The 23,297-nt window shown below is 48.0% G+C and carries 22 protein-coding genes and 4 pseudogenes; 11 read left to right on the top strand and 15 right to left on the bottom strand.

Annotated elements, in window-relative coordinates; all coding sequences use genetic code 11:
* Nucleotides 1-219 precede the first annotated feature (219 nt).
* The 3 genes from ACMZI0_RS09435 to ACMZI0_RS09445 all read right to left on the bottom strand — a co-directional run bounded on the left by ACMZI0_RS09435 (nt 220) and on the right by ACMZI0_RS09445 (nt 1,446).
* Nucleotides 220-501: a FidL gene (locus ACMZI0_RS09435; RefSeq protein WP_415672751.1), complete on the bottom strand. Its 282-nt coding sequence runs from the start codon at nt 499-501 to the stop codon at nt 220-222.
* A gap of 175 nt (nt 502-676) precedes the next feature.
* A complete protein-coding gene (locus ACMZI0_RS09440; protein WP_415672752.1) occupies nt 677-985 on the bottom strand; it encodes a hypothetical protein in 309 nt (102 codons plus the stop codon).
* A 2-nt stretch (nt 986-987) separates the two neighbouring features.
* Complete coding sequence (locus tag ACMZI0_RS09445; protein WP_415672753.1) at nt 988-1,446, bottom strand: winged helix-turn-helix domain-containing protein; 459 nt, start codon at nt 1,444-1,446, stop codon at nt 988-990.
* Nucleotides 1,447-2,048: 602 nt separating this feature from the next.
* Between ACMZI0_RS09445 and ACMZI0_RS09450 the strand changes: the two are divergent.
* The 8 genes and pseudogenes from ACMZI0_RS09450 (at nt 2,049) to ACMZI0_RS09485 (ending at nt 10,355) form a co-directional block, all read left to right on the top strand.
* Nucleotides 2,049-3,471 (top strand): annotated as a pseudogene (locus ACMZI0_RS09450) (IS3 family transposase).
* Between the two features lie 157 nt (nt 3,472-3,628).
* Nucleotides 3,629-4,177 carry a fimbrial protein gene (locus tag ACMZI0_RS09455; protein WP_415672754.1) on the top strand — a complete coding sequence of 183 codons (549 nt, stop codon included), beginning with the start codon at nt 3,629-3,631 and terminating at the stop codon, nt 4,175-4,177.
* Nucleotides 4,178-4,260: 83 nt separating this feature from the next.
* Nucleotides 4,261-4,668 (top strand): fimbrial protein, encoded by a 408-nt coding sequence (locus ACMZI0_RS09460; RefSeq protein ID WP_415672755.1) that lies wholly within the window; start codon nt 4,261-4,263, stop codon nt 4,666-4,668.
* Nucleotides 4,669-4,839: 171 nt separating this feature from the next.
* Nucleotides 4,840-7,341, top strand: a complete 2,502-nt coding sequence (locus ACMZI0_RS09465; RefSeq protein ID WP_415672756.1) for a fimbria/pilus outer membrane usher protein — start codon at nt 4,840-4,842, stop codon at nt 7,339-7,341.
* 40 nt (nt 7,342-7,381) lie between these two features.
* Complete coding sequence (locus ACMZI0_RS09470) at nt 7,382-8,128, top strand: molecular chaperone (RefSeq protein WP_415672757.1); 747 nt, start codon at nt 7,382-7,384, stop codon at nt 8,126-8,128.
* Nucleotides 8,129-8,209: 81 nt separating this feature from the next.
* Complete coding sequence (locus ACMZI0_RS09475; RefSeq protein ID WP_415672758.1) at nt 8,210-9,247, top strand: hypothetical protein; 1,038 nt, start codon at nt 8,210-8,212, stop codon at nt 9,245-9,247.
* A 43-nt stretch (nt 9,248-9,290) separates the two neighbouring features.
* A complete protein-coding gene (locus ACMZI0_RS09480) occupies nt 9,291-9,836 on the top strand; it encodes a fimbrial protein (RefSeq protein WP_415672759.1) in 546 nt (181 codons plus the stop codon).
* Between the two features lie 216 nt (nt 9,837-10,052).
* A complete protein-coding gene (locus ACMZI0_RS09485) occupies nt 10,053-10,355 on the top strand; it encodes a type 1 fimbrial protein (RefSeq protein WP_415672760.1) in 303 nt (100 codons plus the stop codon).
* Between the two features lie 83 nt (nt 10,356-10,438).
* On the opposite strand, the gene ACMZI0_RS09490 is transcribed toward ACMZI0_RS09485, so the two are convergent.
* The 9 genes and pseudogenes from ACMZI0_RS09490 to ACMZI0_RS09530 all read right to left on the bottom strand — a co-directional run bounded on the left by ACMZI0_RS09490 (nt 10,439) and on the right by ACMZI0_RS09530 (nt 17,740).
* Nucleotides 10,439-10,912, bottom strand: a complete 474-nt coding sequence (locus tag ACMZI0_RS09490; RefSeq protein WP_415672957.1) for a DUF2501 domain-containing protein — start codon at nt 10,910-10,912, stop codon at nt 10,439-10,441.
* 109 nt (nt 10,913-11,021) lie between these two features.
* Nucleotides 11,022-11,860 (bottom strand): annotated as a pseudogene (locus ACMZI0_RS09495) (anaerobic C4-dicarboxylate transporter family protein).
* Nucleotides 11,861-11,975: 115 nt separating this feature from the next.
* Nucleotides 11,976-13,410: pseudogene (gene aspA / locus ACMZI0_RS09500) on the bottom strand (aspartate ammonia-lyase).
* Nucleotides 13,411-13,716: 306 nt separating this feature from the next.
* The gene (locus ACMZI0_RS09505; protein ID WP_415672761.1) at nt 13,717-14,715 is read right to left on the bottom strand and encodes a LysR family transcriptional regulator; all 999 of its coding nucleotides are present in this window, start codon (nt 14,713-14,715) and stop codon (nt 13,717-13,719) included.
* Between the two features lie 471 nt (nt 14,716-15,186).
* Nucleotides 15,187-15,615 carry a TraR/DksA C4-type zinc finger protein gene (locus ACMZI0_RS09510; protein ID WP_415672762.1) on the bottom strand — a complete coding sequence of 143 codons (429 nt, stop codon included), beginning with the start codon at nt 15,613-15,615 and terminating at the stop codon, nt 15,187-15,189.
* A 139-nt stretch (nt 15,616-15,754) separates the two neighbouring features.
* Complete coding sequence (locus ACMZI0_RS09515; protein ID WP_415672763.1) at nt 15,755-16,141, bottom strand: hypothetical protein; 387 nt, start codon at nt 16,139-16,141, stop codon at nt 15,755-15,757.
* A complete protein-coding gene (locus tag ACMZI0_RS09520) occupies nt 16,138-16,686 on the bottom strand; it encodes an alpha/beta hydrolase (RefSeq protein ID WP_415672764.1) in 549 nt (182 codons plus the stop codon). The genes ACMZI0_RS09515 and ACMZI0_RS09520 overlap by 4 nt, the downstream gene beginning before the upstream one ends.
* Before the next feature lie 63 nt (nt 16,687-16,749).
* Entirely contained in the window at nt 16,750-17,010 is a 261-nt protein-coding gene (locus ACMZI0_RS09525) for a chorismate-binding protein (RefSeq protein WP_415672765.1), read from the bottom strand.
* Nucleotides 16,989-17,740, bottom strand: a pseudogene (locus tag ACMZI0_RS09530) (chorismate-binding protein). Before ACMZI0_RS09530 ends, ACMZI0_RS09525 begins: the two are co-directional and overlap by 22 nt.
* Nucleotides 17,741-18,645: 905 nt before the next feature.
* Here ACMZI0_RS09530 and ACMZI0_RS09535 point away from each other — a divergent pair.
* The 3 genes from ACMZI0_RS09535 (at nt 18,646) to ACMZI0_RS09545 (ending at nt 20,731) form a co-directional block, all read left to right on the top strand.
* A complete protein-coding gene (locus tag ACMZI0_RS09535; protein WP_415672766.1) occupies nt 18,646-19,839 on the top strand; it encodes a hypothetical protein in 1,194 nt (397 codons plus the stop codon).
* Nucleotides 19,840-20,012: 173 nt separating this feature from the next.
* Nucleotides 20,013-20,387: a YidH family protein gene (locus ACMZI0_RS09540; protein ID WP_415672958.1), complete on the top strand. Its 375-nt coding sequence runs from the start codon at nt 20,013-20,015 to the stop codon at nt 20,385-20,387.
* Between the two features lie 83 nt (nt 20,388-20,470).
* The gene (locus tag ACMZI0_RS09545; RefSeq protein WP_415672980.1) at nt 20,471-20,731 is read left to right on the top strand and encodes a hypothetical protein; all 261 of its coding nucleotides are present in this window, start codon (nt 20,471-20,473) and stop codon (nt 20,729-20,731) included.
* A gap of 47 nt (nt 20,732-20,778) precedes the next feature.
* Here the strand turns inward: ACMZI0_RS09545 and fdhE are convergent, their stop codons facing one another.
* Genes fdhE through fdxH form a run of 3 tightly spaced genes read right to left on the bottom strand, consistent with a single transcriptional unit; the run spans nt 20,779 to nt 23,293 of the window.
* Nucleotides 20,779-21,717 carry a formate dehydrogenase accessory protein FdhE gene (gene fdhE / locus ACMZI0_RS09550; RefSeq protein ID WP_415672767.1) on the bottom strand — a complete coding sequence of 313 codons (939 nt, stop codon included), beginning with the start codon at nt 21,715-21,717 and terminating at the stop codon, nt 20,779-20,781.
* 21 nt (nt 21,718-21,738) lie between these two features.
* Nucleotides 21,739-22,374, bottom strand: a complete 636-nt coding sequence (gene fdoI / locus ACMZI0_RS09555; protein WP_415672768.1) for a formate dehydrogenase cytochrome b556 subunit — start codon at nt 22,372-22,374, stop codon at nt 21,739-21,741.
* A complete protein-coding gene (gene fdxH, locus ACMZI0_RS09560) occupies nt 22,361-23,293 on the bottom strand; it encodes a formate dehydrogenase subunit beta (RefSeq protein ID WP_415672769.1) in 933 nt (310 codons plus the stop codon). Before fdxH ends, fdoI begins: the two co-directional genes overlap by 14 nt.
* Nucleotides 23,294-23,297 lie beyond the last annotated feature (4 nt).

Consider the following 23,297-nt stretch of genomic DNA (forward strand, 5'->3'; position numbering starts at 1 on the left):
CCCGAAAAATGAAGTAATTACTTTCGGTTATAACAAAAGCCGTTTGCCATATGGAACTGCGCAAGCAGCCTCATTCATTATCGGAACTTCACAGCCAAAGTTTATCATTTTTACTTTTCTATACGTTGCAACAATCGATTCATCTTTATCGTTCTGACTGTGCTCACTCATACCCTAAGAACGGTACGCGCGGGAGAGCAGACATGGTATCAGCACGGATTAACGCCGCTGACAGGCTACCTTGGAATGCACGGAGCTGATTAAGTAAACGTCCTTCATCAACATTTCAAATTTGATAACATCATTCTCTCCCACCAGAGAAATAGTGTCATCAGGTGCATTGTCATTGATGTTCTTATCCACAGAGAAATTACGTATTTTTAGATGATTACCATTCCATTGCGGGTCAAAACTGAGGGTTCGACGGAGTGTTTTAACAACATTATCTCCGCCCACATAAACACCGCCAATCAGCACCAATGCGCGTTCTTTATCATTCAAATAGACATAAACATCATACTCCTTTCGAACCAGTGCTCCTCTTTCAGTTCCCGTTGACTTGATTTTCCCTGATAAACCAGTGGATTAGGTCTTTCTTTTCCGAAAAGAAAAAAACATTACACATTAAAGAAAAAAAGACCAGAACAGCAGTAAAAAGCGCTATTTTTTTCTGATTTTAATAATTAACATAGGTCACACACTCTTTCCCATCTTTCTTGCAGGTAATAATGATTTCATGCTTTTTATCCAGCGCGTCAGAGATGACAATTTTTTTCGATAGAAAAAACAGCACATTGTTGGAGCATAAATTCTCTACGCTGCTAGCGGAAAGCGCATCATCATCATCGGTCAAGTGGTCATAGAGATAGTACATGTCGCATTTCCCGTTTCCATCCATACTCATGGTGCTTCGGGCGGGAAAATAGTTCTCATTTTCTGCGAGCATTTTGAAACCGGCCAGGAATAACACAGTAATACTGAACATACTTATTCCCCAGCGAAAAAATACCGTTTCCTTTTTTCACGCTGTACGGAAGAGGCTAGGGATATTGCTGTTGAACAGGTAGCTTTACCGGCCTCGGCAACCCCTGTCAATTCTTTATCTTTTCTATTATTTTCAATGACATTTACATCACTGATATTAAAAATAATTCCAGACTTTGGCACAGTAACAATCGCATCATCAAGATCGAACTCACGAAGAACTTTTCTTAACAGAGAGACGTAATTGTTCAGATTATTAATCGAAGGCGAAAGTGCATGTTTCTCTAATGCCTCACGCATCAACAGTTCACGGCTAAGCAAGGTGCCTGGATTCGTTATCAATGTCTCAAACAATCTGGAAACTGGAATACTCAGCGATACCGCCTCGTTTTCTCGAGCTTGCCATGCCAGTGTCCTGTCACCCGAGTCGAAGACAATTAATTGATTAATAAAATAGATCATGACAATCCTCTTTCTGAAATGCCATTGCCATCAGCAGGTAATTAGGCTGTATAACGACATCTCTTTAGTATTATATAATGCAATAGAGGGCAAGTATCTTGCTTGTCTTCTCAAGATAAGATTTATTACTTCTATTTTTCCATCAAACGGAGGTTTAAATTCGGTACAAACAACAGAGGAATTTCTATTTTTATAGGATATGGAGCTACATCATTGTTGTCAAAGATTATTTAGCTTACTGACCGGGATCATACCCTAGTCATGTAAAATTTTCTAATGACAATGAATAAGATGATAATTCTTTAATTAATTTTACATATCTCTCCCATAAAAGCCATTTGTCTCTTTTCGTATCCCAGACAAATCTGCAACACAAAATCACATAAAGCCGCAAAAACAAAATATACAGAATGAAAAACTAAATAAACTTATATTTTAAGAATATTATATAAATTTAACTAAAGTAGTTATTATGTTGTACTTATCAAAGAACCCCCCCATGTCAGGGTAGTTGTCGCCTCTAACTGAAAAAAAATCCAGGGGGCTGGAGATGATCATGGGGAAGCTATTCACCAGAACGTAAAGCGGTGGTGATCGCCAAAATGTTACCACCCCATAACCAGTCGATTCATCAGCTCTCTCGCCAGGAAGGCATTCCCGTAAACACGCTATACGGGTGGCGCTCTCAGGTGGGAAGCAAGACCAGACCGGCGACCGATGGCGGTAAATCGCCCGGGGAGTGGTCCCAGGATGCACGCTTTGCTGTTCTCGTTGAAACCGCACCACTTTCTGCCCATGCTGTTGCTGAATACTGTCGCCGTAAAGGCCTCTATCCTGAGCAACTTCAGCAGTGGAAGGACGAATTTATGCAGCCCAGCCAGCGTGACGAAAAAGCCTTAATAAAAAAACAGCAAAAGGAAATTCAACAGCTTAACCGTGAAATCGCCCGCAAGGACAAAGCGCTGGCCGAAGCCGCCACACTGTTGATACTGGAAAAAAAGCTGAAGGCGTTCTTCGACGAAGAACGCGAGGCCGAATGACGCGCACCGCCGACAGGTTGCGGCTGATGACGATGGTGCAGGAGGCTGTCGCCGCCGGCGCCCGACAGAACGAAGCCTGTCATCGTGTCGGCATAAGCGAACGGACGCTCCAGCGCTGGCAACAGAGCCCTGACAACCGGCGAACCACGTTGCCGCGACCGGTGCCGAAAAACAAGCTCAGCGCGGAAGAAGAGCAGCAAGTGTTGGCCATCTGCCATGAGCCACGGTTCGCCAGCCTGCCGCCGGCGCAAATCGTCCCCGCGCTGGCCGATGAAAACCGCTACATCGCCAGCGAGTCGACGTTCTACCGGGTGCTGCGTCGTGCCGGCAGCAGGGACCGCAAATCAAGCCTCTGTCGACCTGGAAGGCGACGGCGCCGAAGCAGGTGTGGTCATGGGACATCACCTGGCTAAAGTCGCTGACAGCGGGCCACTGGTTCTATCTGTATCTGATAGAAGACGTGTCCAGCCGCAAAATCGTGGGTTACGAAGTGCATCTTGTTGAAAGCGGAGAATATGCGGCCGAGCTGCTGAAACGGACGGTGCTGAGCGAGCGCTGCTGGCAGGAGCCGCTGGTGCTGCATGCGGATAACGGGGCGCCGATGAAGCTTGCGGAGCTGAAGATAACGCCGTCGCACAGCCGGCCGCGGGTAAGCAACGACAACGCCCACGTGGAATCGCTGTTCAGGACGCTGAAATACGTGCCGGCATGGCCGGAGAAGGGCTTCTCCACGCTGGAAGAAGCACGAGCCTGGGTGGAAACCTTCGTTAACTGGTACAACGAGGAACACCGCCACAGCGGCATCCGTTACGTCACGACAGGTCAGCGGCACAGAGGCGAAGACCGTGCGTTGCTGGCGCAGCGTAAATCGGTGTATGAGGCAGCGAAAATGCAGAATCCGCATCGGTGGTCAGGGCCGACGAGAAACTGGAGTCGGCAGAATGAAGTGTGGCTAAATCCGGAGCGGGAAACACTGGCCGCATGAATCAACTGAGGCGACAACTACCTTGACACACACCGGAACTCACCCTACTATTCCTGCCGTCATTTTAGCTTTACTGCTACAAGCGGTTTTCTTCACAACTTGATTATTATTGTGTTTGTTAAACCAAAATATATTAAACAAGGTATGGAAATAAATTATGAAATTAACCAAAGTTGCACTGGCATCTGCCATCGCGATGACCTTTATTCTTAGCGCTAATGCTGCCGATACCCATAATGGCACAGTGACATTCAACGGAAAAATCATCGATACTCCGTGCTCGGTAGATCAAGATGACCTTCAGCAAACGGTTGAATTTGGTGAAATCAGCAAAGCCGTTCTGGAGAATGGCGGTACCTCTGACATTAAATCATTTGATATCGCGTTAAAAGATTGCAGCCTTGATACAGCCACAACGGCAAAAATCGTTTTTAACGGTGGTACAGCTGCTGGCACCAACAGTGAATTACTGGCATTGAACGGTGCGGCTTCTGGCGCAGGTATTGCCGTTAAATATTCAGGTAGCAAAATCAAATTTGATGGTAGCACCCCAGCTGTCAGTGCATCCCCGCTGTCAAACGGCGATAATACATTCACTTTCTCTACCTACGTAGAGAAACTACCTACGCCACAATCAGGTACTGCTGTTGATATCACTACCGGTGAATTTACCAGTACAGCAAACTTTGTTGTATCTTATCAGTAAATATATCTTATCAGTAAATATAAGTAATTAGGGAAACAATGGCACGGATGCCGCTTTAAACATTGACATTGTGGAGAAATAGAGTGAAGAGTTTTTTATACCGTGTAGTTTATCTCATTCTATTTTACATCCCTTTTTATTCCCATGCTAAATGGGATGAGCAAAGAGGTGATGTGACGTTTGGGGGAAGTATTACGGCAACCCCCTGTTTTCTCGCTAACAAATCCATGTATCAGCGCATTGATTTTGGACAGATTAGTACCAGTTCGCTGATCCTTTCATTCTCAGCAAAGAGGATGATAGAAATAAAGCTTTTAGGGTGTTCTCTTGCAGCAGAAAAAGACATTAATAAGACAGGAAGCAGTGCAAGAATCACGTTCCTTGATCAACAGAGTCAACAAAACCCACAATTATGGGCAGTTTCTGGTGAAGCTTCTGGCATTGCATTACAGCTTTTTGACAGAGGCAAACACCCCTATTCCTTACGGTAGTGAAGGCAGCGATTTTCAATTAATTGAGGGTGATAACACGCTTCGTTTTGCCGTAAAACTTATTGCTAACATGAATCAGATAACCGTCGGCGAGTTTTACTCCGTTATCAACTTCACAATTTCTTATCAATGATATTTTGCACGTCTTATAAAATTACCGGTCTAACGATTATGTTAAAAAAACTGTTCGGCAGAGAAAATAAGCGCATTCTATTACGCTTTGGCGTTTCTATTTTTTCGTTGAGCGTCTCAGCGTTGCATGCAACAGAATTTAACATTAACGTTTTGGACGTGGACGAGCGTCAAAAAGTCGACCTCAGCCACTTTTCCGATCCGGATTATGTCACGCCGGGGGAATATCTGTTGTCCATCAGAATAAACACCCGAGAAATTCAGCAAAGTAGGGTTCAGTTTCTCCCTGCGGGGCCAAACAGTAACAAACCAACAGCCTGTATTACGCCTGATATTGCTAACAAACTGGCATTAACAAAAGAAGCCAGCAGCAAGATCGTTTTATGGAACAACGATGAATGTGCCGATCTGACCCCAATTTCTGGCGTAAAAATATCTAACCGTATCGGAATGGGGGATTTGGATATAACCATTCCTCAAGCCTGGTTACGCTACAGTGACGCCAGTTGGACACCGCCTGAACAATGGGATGCGGGCATCAATGGCGTACTGCTGGACTATAACCTGGTCGGTACGGCACGGCGTAATACCAATAATATGGGCTCAGACCGCTATCTGAGTAGCTATGGCACGACAGGCTTCAATCTGGGAGCCTGGCGTTATCGTGCTGACTATCGCTATTTCCGTCAACAATCTTGTACAACTCAGCGGGATCAATTCTCCTGGGACCAATTCTACGCGTATCGTCCGTTGCCGATGATGTCTGCGGACCTGCGGCTGGGCGAAATGTTTTCTGGCAGCAATCTGTTTGACAGCTATCGTTTAACCGGTATCTCATTAGAAAATAATGAAAATATGCTTCCTCCGTCATTGCGCGGCTATGCTCCTGAGATCCGTGGTGTTGCGCGCTCGAACGCGCGAGTCACCGTCACCCAGAACGGGCGCGTGATTCACGAAACAACCGTGCCGGCCGGTCCTTTCGCGATCCAGAGCCTCAGAAGCGGTATCAGCGGTACAATGAATGTTGAAGTTACAGAAGAAGATGGGTCGGTTTCACGTTTTCAAACAGAAGCCGCGAATCTGCCCTACCTGACGCGCCCTGGCCATGTGAAATACAAACTGTCTGCCGGACGGCCGTCGAATACCGATCATCATTTTCAGAGCCCTGTATTCTCCTCCGCAGAGGCCTCGTGGGGACTCAGCAGTTCCTGGTCAGTCTATGGCGGGACGTTGCTTTCAGACAGCCATCAATCCTGGGCTGCGGGAGTGGGGAAAAACCTCTATTTGCTGGGAGCACTCACTGCGGATGTCACACAGTCACGTGCCTCGCTTGAACAAGCGCCCTCGACGCTGATGGGACACTCTTTTTCTCTGAACTGGTCCAAATTCTTCGACAGCATCGAGAGCCAGGTCAGCTTTGCCGGATACCGTTTTTCGGAAAGAACATTCATGAGAATGCCTCAGTTCTTGTCGGCACTGAATTATGACAACGCAGCCCTGTACAGTGAGAAAGAACGCTATAGCATAACGCTATCCAAAAATTTTTCTGCCGAGGGTAACAACTCGCTGTTGAGTGGTATGTCCACCTATCTGACGTATACCCACAGCACATTTTGGAATGCTTCTGAGCAGGATCGCTATGGTGTTTCTTTAAACAAATATTTTGATATTGTTGAAATAAAAGGGATTTCAGCCAATCTCTCCGCCTATAAAACAAAGTATAACAACCAGCGTACTGATGACAGTATTTATCTGAGTTTCTCAATTCCCTTACGGGATAAAGAACGTGTGAGTTATAGCGCAGGCAGTTTTAACAGCAAGGTAAACCAAACGCTGGCCTACACCAATAACCGCGCTACGGACAGTAACTGGAATCTGAGCACACGTTATAACGACGAAGAGAACAGCTACTTCAGCGGCAATTACAACTATCTGGCGTCAACCACCGATGCGAGCGTCAGCATGGCCTGGCAGCAAAACCGTTACACCTTCCTGAGCGGTTCATTACGCGGAGGAATAACCTCAACTCAACACGGCGTTGCCGCCCATCCGAAAGGGAATAACGGTGGAACCCGTATTATGGTGGATACTGATGGACAGCCCGATGTCCCCTTTGCCCAAAGCCGCGCAACTACTAACCGCGCAGGGATAGCTGTCATAGCCGATACCAGCAGCTATTACGATGTTTCCACGCGCATCGATGTACAAAAACTGCCCAAACACATCGAAGCGACCACCAATGTGTTGCAGGGTACGCTCACCGAAGGGGCGATTGGCTATAGAAAATTCACGGTAGTCAGCGGCGCAAAAATTCTCGCCAGCATCATGTTGGAAAATGGCAAATCGCCTCCTTTCGCTACTCGCGTTAAAAACAGCAAGGGACGGGATGTGGCCATAGTGGCCGATCAGGGTCAGGCCTATATCACCGGCGTATCAGAGAATGAAACACTGTCCGTCTTTTGGGATGGCAAAGCCCAGTGTCAGATTACGTTGCCTGCTACCGTCAGTTATTTAGATCAATTACTGCTGCCCTGCAAATAAAACAAGTACAGCTATTCATTAAAGTTTCTGGAGAATAAATATGAAAATGTTTTTATACCTGCAACTGGCGGGGTTATTTATCAGCACGGCTTTGATCATGCCCAGCGCAAACAGCGCCATTAATCTGGATCGCACGCGCGTTATTTTTAACGAAAACGAGCAATCCACCACGGTGATGCTATCGAATCAAAATGTGGAGAACCCGTTTCTGGCTCAGTCCTGGTTAACGGATGAAAATCGTAACAAGATCTCTACGCCATTGTTAGTGCTTCCGGCATTACAGCGCATTGAGCCTAAAGGGCACAGCTTGATTAGTCTGGTAAAAACCGGAAAGCTGGCGCATTTACCGAAGGACAGAGAATCACTGTTTTATTTAAATGTGCGGGAAATTCCCCCCAAACCGGATAAAGCTAACGTATTGCAAATTGCGATTCAGTCGGAAATTAAAGTTTTTTTCCGTCCGCAACAGATTACCCCGGCAAAAGGGGAAATATGGCAAAATAAACTGAGGATTACAAAATCCGGAAAACAGTTCCGAGTTGAAAATCCTACGCCCTATTACATTACCATTAGCAATATATTACAGCAGTCCAAAAATGCACATCAAAACCCGACTCGCCTGTTAGCCGGAAATGCCTTTATGGTCTCTCCGAGAGGCACTATTGATGTGGATGTCACGGATAGCCGGGCAAATCAATTTTACCTGTATTACGTTAATGATTACGGTGGTCATTTGGAGTTGCCTTTTACCTGCACACAAAATCGTTGTCAGCCCGTCAATTTGTGATGCCGCTATTAATGAACGTTATCTGCATGTTTTACTGATGACACCCGTTCGATTTAAATGATAAAAATATTGGAGTGGCATATGCCTTTTTTACCCACAAATAACCTCCGTACACTTATTTCTAGCGGCGGTTTACTCCTGCTCAGCGTATTGTCATTTCAGGCCAATGCGCTGGAATGTCGTTTAGGCAGCACTACAGGTGCGGTAAACGACTATGAAAATGTGGGTACGTTAAAAATACTCGCAACCTTACCAATAGGCAGCAGACTGTGGACTTCGCAAAGTTACACGCGAAATCTCGCCTGTTGGGCCTATAAAATCGTAAAGCCCCAAGGTGAAATGTCCTATTTTTACCCCAATCCAGAGAGGAAAGTCATTGGTGAAGGTATCGGCATCGGGATTATCTACAATGGTCAAGATCTCGGTATTATCACCAATGGCGGCACATCGGCTTCACGCGTGGCCACCGGAAGTTGGATCAATCCGGGACCATTCTGTAGCCTCCCGTCCCCCAATCCCACAATGCTCAATGTCACGGTACAGGTCTACCTGGAAAAAACCGGGAATATTACCAATAACACTGCCGGGGTTGACGGATTAAAAGTCTTTCAGATTGATGGTGAAGGCAGTATCAACAACAAACCAGACAGTAACTACGGTCTTACGCTCTCAGGTTTGCATGGTATTGAAGTGATGCAGTGCTCTGCAAATATTACGGTCTCACCCGACAGCTACGTCGATTTTGGTACGATAAAGTCATGGAATGATGCCAATGCAGGCGTCGTAGCCCAGTCAATATTTCGCATTAACGCCTCAACGGATGGAGGAGAAGATTGCGGGAAGGGGTTTAATTTAAACGTTAATTTCGATGCGACGGCACAGGGAAATGCACTGGTCGGCATTGATGGGATGGATATGGGGAATGGCTCGACGCTAAAAATCGAAGAGCAACATACCGCCAGTAATGTGGCGTTCAACCAATTTATTCCGTTTATCAGCCAACTCACCTCCGCGAACGGCGTCGTTGAACGATCTTACACGGCACGTTTGTATGCCTCTGGCCCAGCGGTAATCGGTGATACAGAGAAAAATATCATTCTGCGTTTTAACTACTATTGACCTGTACTACACGTTTACCGTCCGGTTTTATAAAGAGGAAAAGATGAAAAACGATGCTATCCGCCTGGTGCGCTTATCGACGTTCTGTATATCTGCGCTGGCATCGGTCACAACGTGGGGAGAAACGCCGTCCAATCTGACTGATGCAACCGTGACCTTTCATGTGCAAGTGGTCAGTTCTCCCTGTAGCTTTCAGGACAATAATAAGGAAATTATCGTTGAGATGGGCGAAACCTCCACGCGCACCCTGCAAACCCAGCAGCATGGAGACTGGCACACGTTCACACTTGGATTGACTGAATGTAATACGGATACCTTTCAGAACGTTGCCATCCAATTTTTAGGCACCGAAGACACGCAGCTTCCGGGTCGTCTGGCACTGGACAGCAGTTCGGGCGCCAAAGGCGTAGCCATTGGTATTTATTACGGCAACAGTCTCGTTGCCATTAACAACAACTCAGAATGGATCCCCTCGCAGGTCGGAGATAACATCCTTCCCTTTTCAGCTCGGATTGAAAAAACGGCAGACGATACGTTGCAATCAGGCGACTACACGGCAACGGCACACTTCAAACTGAGTTACCTGTAAACACGCTACGCCAAACCCGAATCGAGAGGTGATGAAAAAACGCCAAAAAGTGACAATAGTCGCAATTTCCCGCCGCGGGAAAAACAAAAAAAACATTTCATTGGCAAATATTTAACATTTCAATAAATGTCTTAAAGTTATTTCCAAAGAGTCCGTTGTTAGTAAACGTAGGGCTGTTTGGTGTTAGTAAACGTAGGGCTGTTTGGAGACGTCATCATGAGAGCATGGTTTTTGTATGGCGCACTTCTGTCATTGGCCAGTTTTTCTCTTCCCACTACAATTGCCTCTCCCCCTATCAATAGCGGGGTCATTCACATTGTTGGTACCATCGTTGAACCTCCGTGTGATATTTCAACACAATCACAGCAGGTGACAGCGCACTGTTTTCGACAAGGACAACAGCATACACTCACGCTCTCTACGTTAACGCAACAGCACGCGTTGCCACAGGGCGTGGGCTATATCGCGCCGATATCATTAAGCGACACTGTCAAAGTGGTGGTAATCAGCTACCAATAGAGGCAGACGCACGTCTGCCATTATGCGTAACGCTTTTATCACCACAATGCAGCCTGATAGTGTGGCCTTCACCGGCTACACTATCAGGAGAGAAATGCGATCCCTTGCTTAAGCACCAGATCGCACGCTTTGGTTTTGACTTTTTCCGCCAATGGCGTGCTGCCGATATTATTGAGGTTTAGCGCTTGCCCATCCTTGGTCTGCAACAGTCCGGCCATTCCTTGGGTGTAATCTGTCTGCTTCTGCTTTTCGGCACTGTTCAGCCCCAATTTATCGAGCAATTTATCTTTGATATTTTCAGTATTGGTCGCGGATACCAGCTTCTGCTTAATGCAGTACTGCAAAATGCCCGCGGCATTGCCCATGCTGCCAGCGCTCAATGCCTGTGTACCACCGCTGAGCAAACCGGTTAATTTATTGGTTGAGCCACCATTTTGCCCAAGCTGGCTGGCAGCACTGGATAGGGTATCCTGCCAGTTGGCAGCCTGCAGGTTTCCGGTCATTGACAGGCTGGCAAAAACGGTGCAGTACAGGGGGCGATTAATCAGTTTCATCAGGCGGTCACTCTGGTTTAATAAAGCAGGTTCAATAAAAAAGGAGATACACTGCCAAGCAGTATACCTCCTCTTCATGATGGCAACATCAACGGTTGCAGAGCGCCATCCGTTACAGCACGATATTACCGACCACAAAGCCAAACGCGACAGACAGAGCGATCGTCAACACGCCCGGCACCAAAAATTCATGTTTAAACACATATTTTCCTATGCGCGTTGAGCCGGTGTCATCCATTTCCACCGCCGCCAGCAAGGTAGGATAGGTTGGCAGGACAAACAGCGCAGATACCGCAGCAAAGGAAGCCACCACCGTGACGGGCGAAACGCCAAGCACCAAGGCGGCGGGCAGCAACGCCTTCGCTGTTGCCGCCTGTGAATACAGCAGCATCGAAGCAAAGAACAGTACAACGGCCAACATCCAGAGATAGTTTTGTAACAGCGCCCCAGCAGTACTCTGGATATCATTGATGTGCGCTTTGACAAAGGTATCCCCAACCAGGCGACCCCCATCACGCACACACAGGCACTCATACCAGATTTGAAAGTACTGGCAGAGAGCGGGCGAGACGGGCGAATTCCCTGCTCTTTCGCCACTTCTGCAATCACCGGCAATGTTGAAAATGCAGTATGCCCGGTACCCGCCAGCAGCGTCATAAAGTAGGTGACGACTGGGGCAAGAAACGTGACATATTTAGGCTGACGGCGTAACAGTTTTTCCGCCAGACTCACCAGATAGTCCATGCCACCCGCCACCTGCATGGCGGCGATGGCGGCGATCACCGCCATGATGATTTCGATCACATCAAACGGGATGGCACCCGGTTTGATATGAAGGCCAAGCGTCAGCACAAGCACCCCTAACCCACCGGCAAAGCCGATACCGATGCTACCAAGACGAGATCCTAGATAAATGGCAAGCAGAACGACAAAGAGTTCCACGACAAACACACAATGCTCCTTAACGATGGTTAAATCGTGCGATGGTATTGTTGTTATTATCTTTTTTTATGAGTGGACATCAGGCACAGGGCTAACCTGTGCCTGCGGTTAATCAATGGGAGAGTCAGACGTTTTCGTCGGTGTAACGCTTCGCTTTGTAGGCCGGATGCATCAGGTTTTGGGTGGAGAAAATGTCATCCAGCTCACTTTCAGTCAGCAGGCCGCGCTCCAGCACCACTTCACGCACACTCTTACCGGTTTCAGCGCAAATCTTGCCGACAATGTCGCCATTGTGGTGGCCGATAAACGGGTTGAGGTAAGTAACAATGCCAATGGAATTAAACACGTAGGCTTCACAGACCACTTTATTGGCCGTGATGCCGTTAACGCATTTTTCCAACAGGTTGTAGCAGGAGTTAGTGAGGATTTGGATAGATTCAAACATCGCCTGGCCGATCACCGGCTCCATCACGTTTAGCTGCAACTGGCCAGCTTCAGAGGCCATGGTGACGCAGGTGTCGTTACCGATCACCTTGAAGCACACCTGATTGACCACTTCCGGCACCACCGGGTTCACCTTGGCGGGCATGATGGAAGAGCCTGCCTGCAATTCCGGCAGATTGATCTCATTCAGGCCAGCACGCGGGCCTGAAGAGAGCAAACGCAGGTCATTACAAATTTTCGACATCTTCACCGTCAGACGCTTCAGTGCACCATGCACCATCACATAAGCACCGCAGTCGGATGTCGCTTCGATCAAATCTTCGGCCGGCACGCACGGCAGGCCGCTCACTTCCTCCAGACGTTGTACAGCAAGGTGCTAATATTCATCCAGCGTATTCAAACGCATACCGATAGCGGTCGCGCCCAGATTCACTTCCAGCAACAGCTCTGCGGTACGCAGCAGATTCTTGTTCTCTTCTTTCAGCAGCACATAGAAGGCGTGGAACTCCTGACCCAGGGTCATCGGCACCGCATCCTGCAACTGGGTGCGGCCCATTTTCAGGATAGTTTCAAATTCTTTGGCTTTGTGCTCAAAACCGTCAGCCAACTGAGTGATGGCCTCAACCAGTTTCAGGATGGAACTGTACACCGCAATACGAAAACCGGTGGGATAGGCATCATTGGTGGACTGGCACTTGTTCAGATGGTCGTTGGGATTAAGGTACTGGTATTCCCCCCTTTTTATGGCCCATCAGTTCCAGACCAATATTGGCCAGCACTTCGTTGGTATTCATGTTAACGGAGGTGCCCGCGCGCCCCTGATACACATCAACCGGGAACTGGTCCATACATTTGCCGTTGTTCAACACTTCATCGCAGGCACAGATGATGGTATCGGCAATCGGGCGGGGAATGGTTTTTAACTCACGGTTCGCCAACGCAGCTGCCTTTTTAACCATCACCATGGCGCACACAAATTCGGGAATATCACTGATTTTATGATTGCTAATATAAAAATTCTCGATAGCGCGCAAAGTGTGAATACCGTAATAGGCATCAGATGACACTTCACGCGTACCCAGCAGATCTTCTTCAATACGGATGTTATTTGACATAGTCACTATTCCTTTTTTAAATGCGTGAACCGTTTTTATTATTGACCCACCGATTCGCGCCGCTTACAAATATGGTCCATGGATTCATTAGCCAATAAGAGGCCGCACGACATTTTTCAATATCGAGTAACATTAAACAGTTGCGAATGCAGTGAGCCCCCCGAGATAGATTCTCAGACAGCTTTTCTAACCCGGCATATTATTCAGGGTATAAAACGCATCACATCATGGATGCGTATTTTATCTCGCTGTAATAGCGTTTCGCGCTATTCAATCATTTTTGGTTTTTACTGAAATACATCATCCTCATTCCGACGTTTCATCTGCATTAATTGAGACTAGCTTTTCAATACCGCGGTGCAGACTTTCCAGTTTTGGAATAAATACCGTCTCGATAATTTCACGAGTCACATCACAGGCTTCCTGAACAAAAGCACTATATTCGTCACGATGCGCCAAAATATATAAAGAGCGCTTCATGTTCAGTTGTTCAGGCATATGCGTTAGCACCTGGCGTGAATAGGTTTCCGATTGCAAAAAGCTGATCGGTGTGGTCACCGCCCAGCCCAAACCTGCGGCGACCATCGCTGTCAGGGTATCTGCATTATCAAACTCAAGCTGATTAGGTACGCGAATATCAATCCGGCGTAGATAACGCTCAATATGCATACCTATCTGTGCGTTGCGGTTAAAACGCACCAGGGGAATCGTGGCTGAAAGCTCGCGAAGATCTTCAATGGTCTTAATGCGTTTACGATAGTTCGGTGGCATAATGATGAAATAGCCCTCGGAGAACAGGCGATAGCGCACCACACTGTCGCTGTCCATCAACGGATCGCTGGTCACGATAAGATCCAGTTCACTCCGGATCAGCGCTTCTCCTTGCTGGGGGCTAAGCCCGGTTCTGATCAGCAACTGCGATGAGCTGTTCAGCAGACGTTTAGTAAATGCTGAACCACACGTGATCGCAAAGGAATCCACCAGACCGATGTGCAGATCGGGTTTAATGCCTTTCCCCGCTTCCAGCACTTGTGCTTTCAGGTTAGCAATTTCCTGCGTCAGCACTTCCCCGCGATTTTTCAGCGCAATACCATACGGTGTCAGCACAAACGGACGGCGCGTCCGGTTCACCAGCATCACGCCAAAATCATCTTCCAACTGACGGATGGTCTGCGACACAGCCGATGGCGTCAGCCCTAACCGGGAAGCAGCCGCTGTCATGCTTCCCTCTTCCGCTACGGTTACAAACACCTGAACCGCATACATGTCTATCGATTTATTGGCTGACATTGTTTTTTTAACCATTGAATATCGTCCGCGTTTTCATCCCCTCTGACAGATTCAGCACGCGAGGGACCTGACGTTCTATCGCATTGGCGTAGCCGCAGACCTTGTCACTGAGACCAGCTTAGAGAGCCAGGCATCGAAAAAATGTAAAACATGTCACTGATTAATTTTTTCTTATAACTAGATTTAGCTGCACTCAAGGTATCACATCGTGATAATTCACTGTAGTAAGCAAATAATTCACTATTTTTTGTTCACATCACCTCAAAGCCACTATCGCCTTTCCTGGCAATTTTCATCTATCCTTCAGTCTGTTATAGCGGTTTACCCCAACGCTGCGTCGGGGCAACCTAGGCGGTGGCGTGTATTGCACGTGTTATCAGCGACAGATGCAAGGCCGATTTGCAGAAAGCAGGCAGATGCTATGCATTATCAAGGTGGGCAGACAGAGTGGCAGGATTCAGTGCCATAGCTCCATCGCTGGCAAAACTATTTCACCTTTCGGTATTGAGGCTCACGCTGTTCTTGCGTCTGTTTCGCATCAATACTGCGCTCTGCCGTCGGACGAAGCAGCAAACGACGCAACCCTATCGGCTCGCCGGTTTCAATACAATAACCATAATCCCCCATTTCGATACGGCGTAGCGCATCATCAACCTTGGGCAACAGGCGACTTTCTCGATCGATTTGTCGGAACAACATGCGTAATTCTTCTTCATGCGCCGCTTTGTCGACTTCATCACCGCTGGTGTCGTAGCGATAGATCTCTCCTTTCAGTTCCCCAATGTGCGCCAGAATGGTCTGCCGCTCCGTTTCCAACCGCCGACGGAAAAAATCCCGCTGAGCACTATTCATATAGTCTGCCTCTGACATGGCAAGCAACGTTTGTTCATCAATAGGCTGCGTTGAATCGTTCATTCAGGCTCCTCATGTTGTTCTATCTCCACGCTGCGTAATCCATTCAAAATTCACAGCAAGGTGCGCAAGTCACGCATTAATTACGTTATAACATAACATTTATTTTTTTACTCCTTATGTAATAACAAATTCACCCTGCTTAAACTGTGTTCATCCACATAAAATAAGAAAATAGCTTTATGATTCTCCCATTTCGTCGATGATTCTGTGTCATCAACGCTGAAAATGGTGCATATAATGCCTGCTGTAATGAAAGCAGAGGTACTGACTGGTGAGATTGCCCGGCATGGACAAAAAATGAAACCTCAAGCTTATCTGCACTGGCATCCTGTAGACGCCACGCCAACTCGCGAACGCCATCAACCATCCGGCGCTGGCGCCGATGCTGCCGCAGCGCTTCGCGCTGTATCTCGGGTAGCCTCAGTTCCCACCGTTCCAGCGATTGCTCCCACTCACCGACAGACAAAAACAGCACGGGCGCAGCGGGGGCACCACCGGTCACGTCAGCCTGCAGAAAATCTGTCACGACATCATTGATATAGACATCGTTCCACCACACTGAGGGACTCTATGCATAGTAGTGTTGAGTTGAAAAGCATGACGGCAGATAAATAAGGTATTGAGTGTAAATAGCCCGCCATAGGAGTGCCCAAATAAGGCCTCTCTGTGAGGATCGACAGTGAACTGTTGTCGGATATAGGGCTTCAACTCATGTTGAATAAACGCTAAAAAAGCCTCTGACTGCCCGGCAAGACCAATCGGATAATAGCCGCCGCGCGGATTGGGCTCTGGTATCCGCTGTGTGACCGAAGGACGGTAATCCCGTTCACGTAACGTGCCTTCCAGATATCCGATCGCGACCACCACACCAGGCGTCATACAACAACGAGGGCGTGCCAGTGTGCGCATCAGGGATTCCGCCACCGGAAAGTGTATATCACCATAGAGGAGGTAGATTACCGGCCACCCCTGCACAGGTGCAGGCTCATCGGGCCAGGCAATAAACAATTGATAGTCCCCACAGGTGGAAGAAGTAAAAATCTCCTTCCGCGTTGGATAATGCTGATACAAAAATGGCACCCCTCTTGTTATTTTTTCCTGGCCTGACTTACACAGCGCTGTACCAAATGTAAATCAGCCAGGCAACTTCAATCCCAACGCACGCAGCATGGTATCCAGTTTTCCTGAGATCTCTTCCCACTCTTTCTGTGCGTCAGAACCGTCGACAATCCCGGCACCGGCAAAAAAACGCACCTGCTGCTGCCGGATGATGGCACAACGAATGATAATAGCCCATTCACCGTCGCCGTATTCATCGCTCCATCCCACAATACCGCTGAATACACCGCGATCGTAAGGTTCCAATTCGGCAATCAACTGCCGTGCTGCTGCCATGGGCGTGCCACACATCGCAGGCGTCGGATGCAACAAGCAAGCAAGTTGCTGTTATCCGCTTGACGCAATTCCCCCTCAATAGGGCTGGATAGATGCCACATGGTGTTGGTTGACAACAGTGATGGGGTAAGCGGCGTGACAAGCTGACGGCACAGCGGCCGTAAACGCTGGGCAATATCCTCAACCACCATACGATGTTCTCGCTGATCTTTGTGTGAATCTAACAACTGTTGACACTGAAGTTTATCGCGTAACGGATTCTGATGGCGACAAATTGAGCCCGCTAACGGGTTACTCCAGATACGCTGCGCATTTTGCGGATCAACAATTCTGGGCTAGCCCCTACGAGCATGCCTCCCTCTGGCAACGGCAAAGAGAAGTGATACGCATGGGGGTTTTGTATCCGCAGATTCTGCATGACTGCTGCGCAATCTATTGACTGTGCCACTTCCACATCAAGCAGACGAGATAACACTACTTTGCGGATTTCCCCCTGATGTATATAGCGTAATGCTGCTCCCACGGCTGACTGGAAATGCAGAGCATCAGGAATACTGTTCACGCGAGTAATCGTAGCAGCATGATGCACACGCGCTTTCGATGAATGAACCTGTCTCTGGGAAAAATGATAGTGCTGCGGAACAAACAAGCAGGATGGACGCCGCGTATCAAAAGGGATAGCGCCGACGATAAGCGGAGCATGGATGCCTTGTGCCCGGGCCCGCGCCATGGTCGCTTGTATTTGTTGCCATAGACCCCGACCATTATCACCGTCTGTTTCAGCAGGTTATGAAATCCGTTCAAAAATACCCGAAGCCGTCACACACCGGTGCGATGAGTAATAGGAGAAATCTACTGGTCTTTCGGCCGGGTTGCTGGCTCTGTTTACAATGAAATCTGACATCGTGTCACCCTAGATGATGAAATAAAACACCACTGATAGATCTCATGCTGACATTCACATATTGCGAAACGGATCCTCTTTTAGTGCATTTGACATAAACAATTTTAAAATCCCAGTCATCAACAAAACGATCTTTTTTCATTCTGAAAACCATCCCGTAAACGTGATTTGATGCTAAACATCCCTCATAGCAAGATGTTGTGATGTCAGCGCCTTACACCACCACAAGTGAGAATGATTATCAATTAAATAATTGAACAATAACGTCTTTGTCCTGCAAAATGAAATGGGAAACAATGAAATCAGGAAAGAAAAAATACACATCAATATTTAACACATCGTGATAACATTTACCCAGCATACAAAAACATACTTGCAATATGTAACAAGAGTAACGTGTTATTATTATCAAAGCTATAAATTGAGAATAAAACAGCCCTCAGGGATAAGGAGCCTTTTTACTTATTATAAAGGATGGCAAATATACTTGAGTGCCTAAACGTAGCGTTATTTGAAATTAGCCCATAATCTCGCGTTCTACTCTTTATGAAGTAACTTATTTATCATTATCGGATAATGAAATGCTACGTATACTTCACTCAAACAGTACCACTTACTACGCTGATGCCATCAGTAAAAGCGATGGCAATGGCGATCTGAAAAAGAGAGACAGATTAATCCCCACGCTGCAAAACCTTCTTTTGGTAAAAACGCAGCGACAGAGATAAACATTGCCAAACGTGCAAAATATTCCCTTCAATATTAATAATTTATTAGATATTGCAGAAACCAAAGGGGATTTATTAGCATCAATAAAATTGCTCAAAGGACGTCTTGATCATAGTGGGTCTCTTTTATCAGAAAACCGTTTGCATTACACCCGCACATTGCATCGACTAAAAAACAAATTAATCGTTGTTTTGTCACAGTGCAACAGAAACACCCTTCGTATCAATAATAAAATACCTCGTGCTGAAGACAGAATATCTTTACATGATTCAACGCTTATCCCCGATGAATATGATGATTTTATCACTGACGGGGCCTCTGGCGCTGAAATAACAATGAACACTTTTCTGACAAATACACGTGAGAAGGCTAATCAAGCTAGAGCAGAATTCAAAGCGCAAACTACCCAATTACACCATGCATTCACAACCATAATCAAAGACACCCAGCAAAGCATCGGTGATATTAATAGTCAGATCACCGAATTAAATACCGCTCTGGAGCAACAGCAGTCCTGCGCTAAGGAGGTTCTCCATCTCGTTGATTCAAATCACTCGTACCAAAAAGCCATTAAAAACCTGAAATCGATATTAAAGCAGGTTAAAAAGCAGGAAAAATATAACCACAACACGGCAGCAGCATTGCACTTATCGCCTAAACAGCCTGCGACCACAGAGAATATGGCAACTACGCATATCGCAGATATCTCAGAGATCACGGCAACGATCAAAGAAAATCAATCTTTGAACACGACCACGCTTCATAACAGACAACCGATTATCTATGCATTGGTAAAGGCAGAAAACGAGGCCATACTGATCACGCTGACACAAAATCTGGGCAAAGACACCATCAGCAATGAATTTAAACACGACATCATACACGTTTTGGCAAAGCTAAAAGCAACCGCGAGTGAGCGGTTATCCGACATTGAAATTCGCAACAAACTCAATGAAATTATGAGTGTGCTTTATAACGCCAGCACGACAACACCCGCGCTGATTAACGAAGGGCAATACATGGCACTAGCGCAAAAGTTGGCCCTTGCCTATAGCGCCAAAGAACCGAGCCTACTTGCGCTATTTAACCAGGCTCAGGAGATTTTACGGCTGAACACCTCCTCTTCTTCCCTGAACAGCGAAAAAATCAATACGTTAATCCGCTACCTCACTACTGATGGCCAGCACGAGAATTGACAACTGTCCGAGCCGCTGTGGGAGCCGTTTCACTCTGCAGCGAATAATAAAGAGATCTTCATACCTGACAGATGCGAGGACGACAGGTAAAATAGCTGCACACCCATGAATGGGTGCTGCTTTATACCACCCAGCAAGGTTGCGTTAGCACCTATCAATTGTGAAGAAGAATGATGACCACACCGCCATCCCCATCAGACAAAAAGCCCTGGTGGCAGCAAGGAAAAACCCCTGATTATCGCTTTTCCCTTGCTAATGAGCGAACGTTTCTTGCCTGGATTCGAACGGCTCTGACTTTTCTTGCTGGTGCCATCGCCATCGATCAATTCACCGTTAATCTGGCAACACCCGTTGTCCGGCAAAGTCTGGCACTATTGCTGGTGCTTGGTGCTGCGCTGCTCGGCGGGCTGGCCTACTTTCGCTGGGCACGCAGTGAAAATGCCATGCGCCAGGAACAAAACATGCCCTACAGCCCTCTGTTACTGCTGGTAACACTGTTTGTTACCGTGATTGCGCTGGTGCTGGCTGTGGTGGTCATTGTTGGTTAACCAAATGCCGATGACTCCCGATCCGGGGCTGCAACCTCAAAGAACGGGCATGGCATGGTCACGTTCCGTGCTGTTAACCCTGATTGTCAGCCTGCTCTGTTTTCGCTTCAGCATTTGCTCACGATACAGGGTTAACACTGCTATGCAGCGCGCTGCTGCTGACACTCGCCGTCGTGATGGTGACGATGAGCGTTTGGCGTTTGCGTTTCACGTCCCATCGCCCAACATCGGGCGCAACATCGGGCGCAACATTAGTGCGCTATGCCATCGCGTTTTGTTCTGCCTCCGTGGTCGTGACGGCACTGGTGCTAGCGTGGAGCTTCCTGCAAGCCTTGCTAAACTAATGCAACTTGAGGCGGTGCACCGTTCTAAATAACGGTGCACTTCGGCATCAATCAGCCGTGGTGTACTCTGGGAACAGGAAGGGATTGATGCTGCTGCGAGAGAACCCCTCTTCTTCCATTTTGATATCCAGCACCAGTGAGGTAAGATCGTCCGCCACCGCTTCGACGCAATGATCTTTCTCTTGGTACAGCAGTTTGATATAGGTTCCACAATCGCCGCAGCCTTCAGCCTTGATGGCTGACTCTTCGCTGTCCAACGACCAATAGTTAAGATTGCCGGTTGCTTCGCAGTTGCTGCATTTCACGCGCACCATGTACCATTCACTTTCACACAGGTTGCAATGCAGATAACGCAGGCCGCTAGTGGTACCCAGTTGCACCACACCGGAAACCGGAATGCCACCACACACCGGGCAGAACTGGCGATGCTCACCCACTTCCGCCTTTGCTTTACCGGGCAATTGTGTCGCCATCTGCGCCCAATACAGGGAGAGCGCCGCCCAGATGAACGGGGCTTTATCATTATTTTCGCCGCTGAACTGATGCGCTAACAGACTGTCGGCCAGCGTTTCCCATTCTTGTTCCGACATCTTCTCCAGGTTTTCCAGCGTGGTCAGCACCTGACCGCTGGCTGCGGGCTTCATCTCTTCGATCAACGCGTGCAGCAACGTATGCCAGTGTGCATCACGCGGAAAGACGCTGGCATCCAGCGGCGGACGGTTAGTCTGCTGCGCCTGCGCCAACACATCGGTCAAATTAACACGCAACGGATGATCGTGCAGCACCTTCTGCTGTGCCTCAACGATGGCAGCAGCAAAATCGAGGTAATCGCTTAACGCATGTTCAGCCGCCAATTGGCGTAGCCGCTGTGCCCGGCTGCTGTACAGACTCTTTAAATTAGCGAACAACAACGGTGGGATCACGCCCACCGTTGAGGATTTTTCATTACTTTCTAACTGCTCCTGAGGAACAATACGAATACTCATCCGGGTGATTTTTCCTGTTGTTTACGGTTGTTTTTCTTGTTGTTTTCGTTGGATCTCTCGATACCAGCGCGGATGATGCTTCTTCGCCCACACTGCGGGTACCCAGCCTTCTACCATAGCAGTAATTGTCCCTTTCACCCATAGTGCAGCATACACATGCACCATAATGACCAGGATCAGACCAACGGCCGCCAGCGAGTGTACCAGCAGGGCCAAGCGAATGACCGGGATAGGAAACGCCGGAGCAAAGTAGGGACGCCACATCACGATCCCACTCGCCAGCAGCAACACCAGGCAAATGATGGCCAGCCAGAACACGCACTTTTGCCCGAAATTATACCGTCCCGTATCGCCGACTTCCTGATTTCTAGCAATTTTATGGATGTTTTTAGCCCATTCAATGTCATCACGCTGGATCAGGTTGTGTTTCCAGTAACGCAGGAACATCAGCAAAAAGGCTACAAACATCACCACGCCAACAAACGGATGCAGTATGCGCGCCAGTTGCGGCGTGCCGAGTATATGCAGCAACCAGTTCAGCGAAGGGAACAAAAACCCTAACCCGCTTATCGTTGCAAACACAAAGCAGAATGCCACAATCCAGTGATTAATCCGCTCAGGCGCGCTATAGCGCTGAATGCGATTACTCTTTTTCATGTTGTTTGACCTCATGCTGTGCTGTGGTTGCCTCATCCTTTGCGTCATCTTCATCGTCCTCTTCGTCGACGCGATTCGGTCCTACGCCGACATAGTGGAAGACGCTGGCGGCAAAGGTGGCCGCAAAGCCAATCGCCACGAGCGGTTTCCAAATCCCCTTCCAGAAGGTCACGGTGGGACTGATGGCTGGGTTATCCGGTAAGCCATGATAGAGCTGCGGCCTGTCGGCATGGTGCAGCACATACATCACATGGGTACCGCCCACACCAGCCGGATCGTACAACCCGGCGTTTTGGTAGCCGCGCTCTTTGAGATCAACCACACGTTCTGCGGCCAGCGTTTTCATATCTTCTTTGGTGCCAAAATGGATAGCGCCCGTTGGACAGGTTTTGACACAGGCAGGCTCCTGCCCGACTGCCACGCGATCGACACACAGTGTGCACTTGTAAACGCGGTTATCATCTTTGTTCAACCGCGGCACGTCGAACGGACAACCGGCGATACAATAGCCGCAGCCGATACACTGCTCGGACTGAAAATCAATGATACCGTTGGCATACTGGATAATTGCCCCCTCTGCCGGACAGGCCTTCAGGCAGCCCGGATCCGCGCAGTGCATACAGCCGTCTTTACGGATCAGCCATTCCAGTTTGCCGTTTTCCTCAACTTCCGAAAAACGCATCACCGTCCAGGACTTGGCCGTAAGATCGATAGGGTTGTCATAGACGCCAATGTTGTGGCCTACCTCATCGCGAATATCGTTCCACTCAGAGCAGGCGACCTGACAGGCCTTACAGCCGATGCAGGTCGTGACATCAATAAGTTTGGCGACTTCTGCCTGATGGTCGCGGGCCTGCGGCGGCGGTGTGAAAGCGCTGGTTGCCGAGCGACGAATAACATCTTGTGATTGCATTGCCATGTGC

Origin of the sequence: Symbiopectobacterium sp., assembly GCF_047692315.1 — a bacterium.
Lineage (GTDB): Bacteria > Pseudomonadota > Gammaproteobacteria > Enterobacterales > Enterobacteriaceae > Symbiopectobacterium.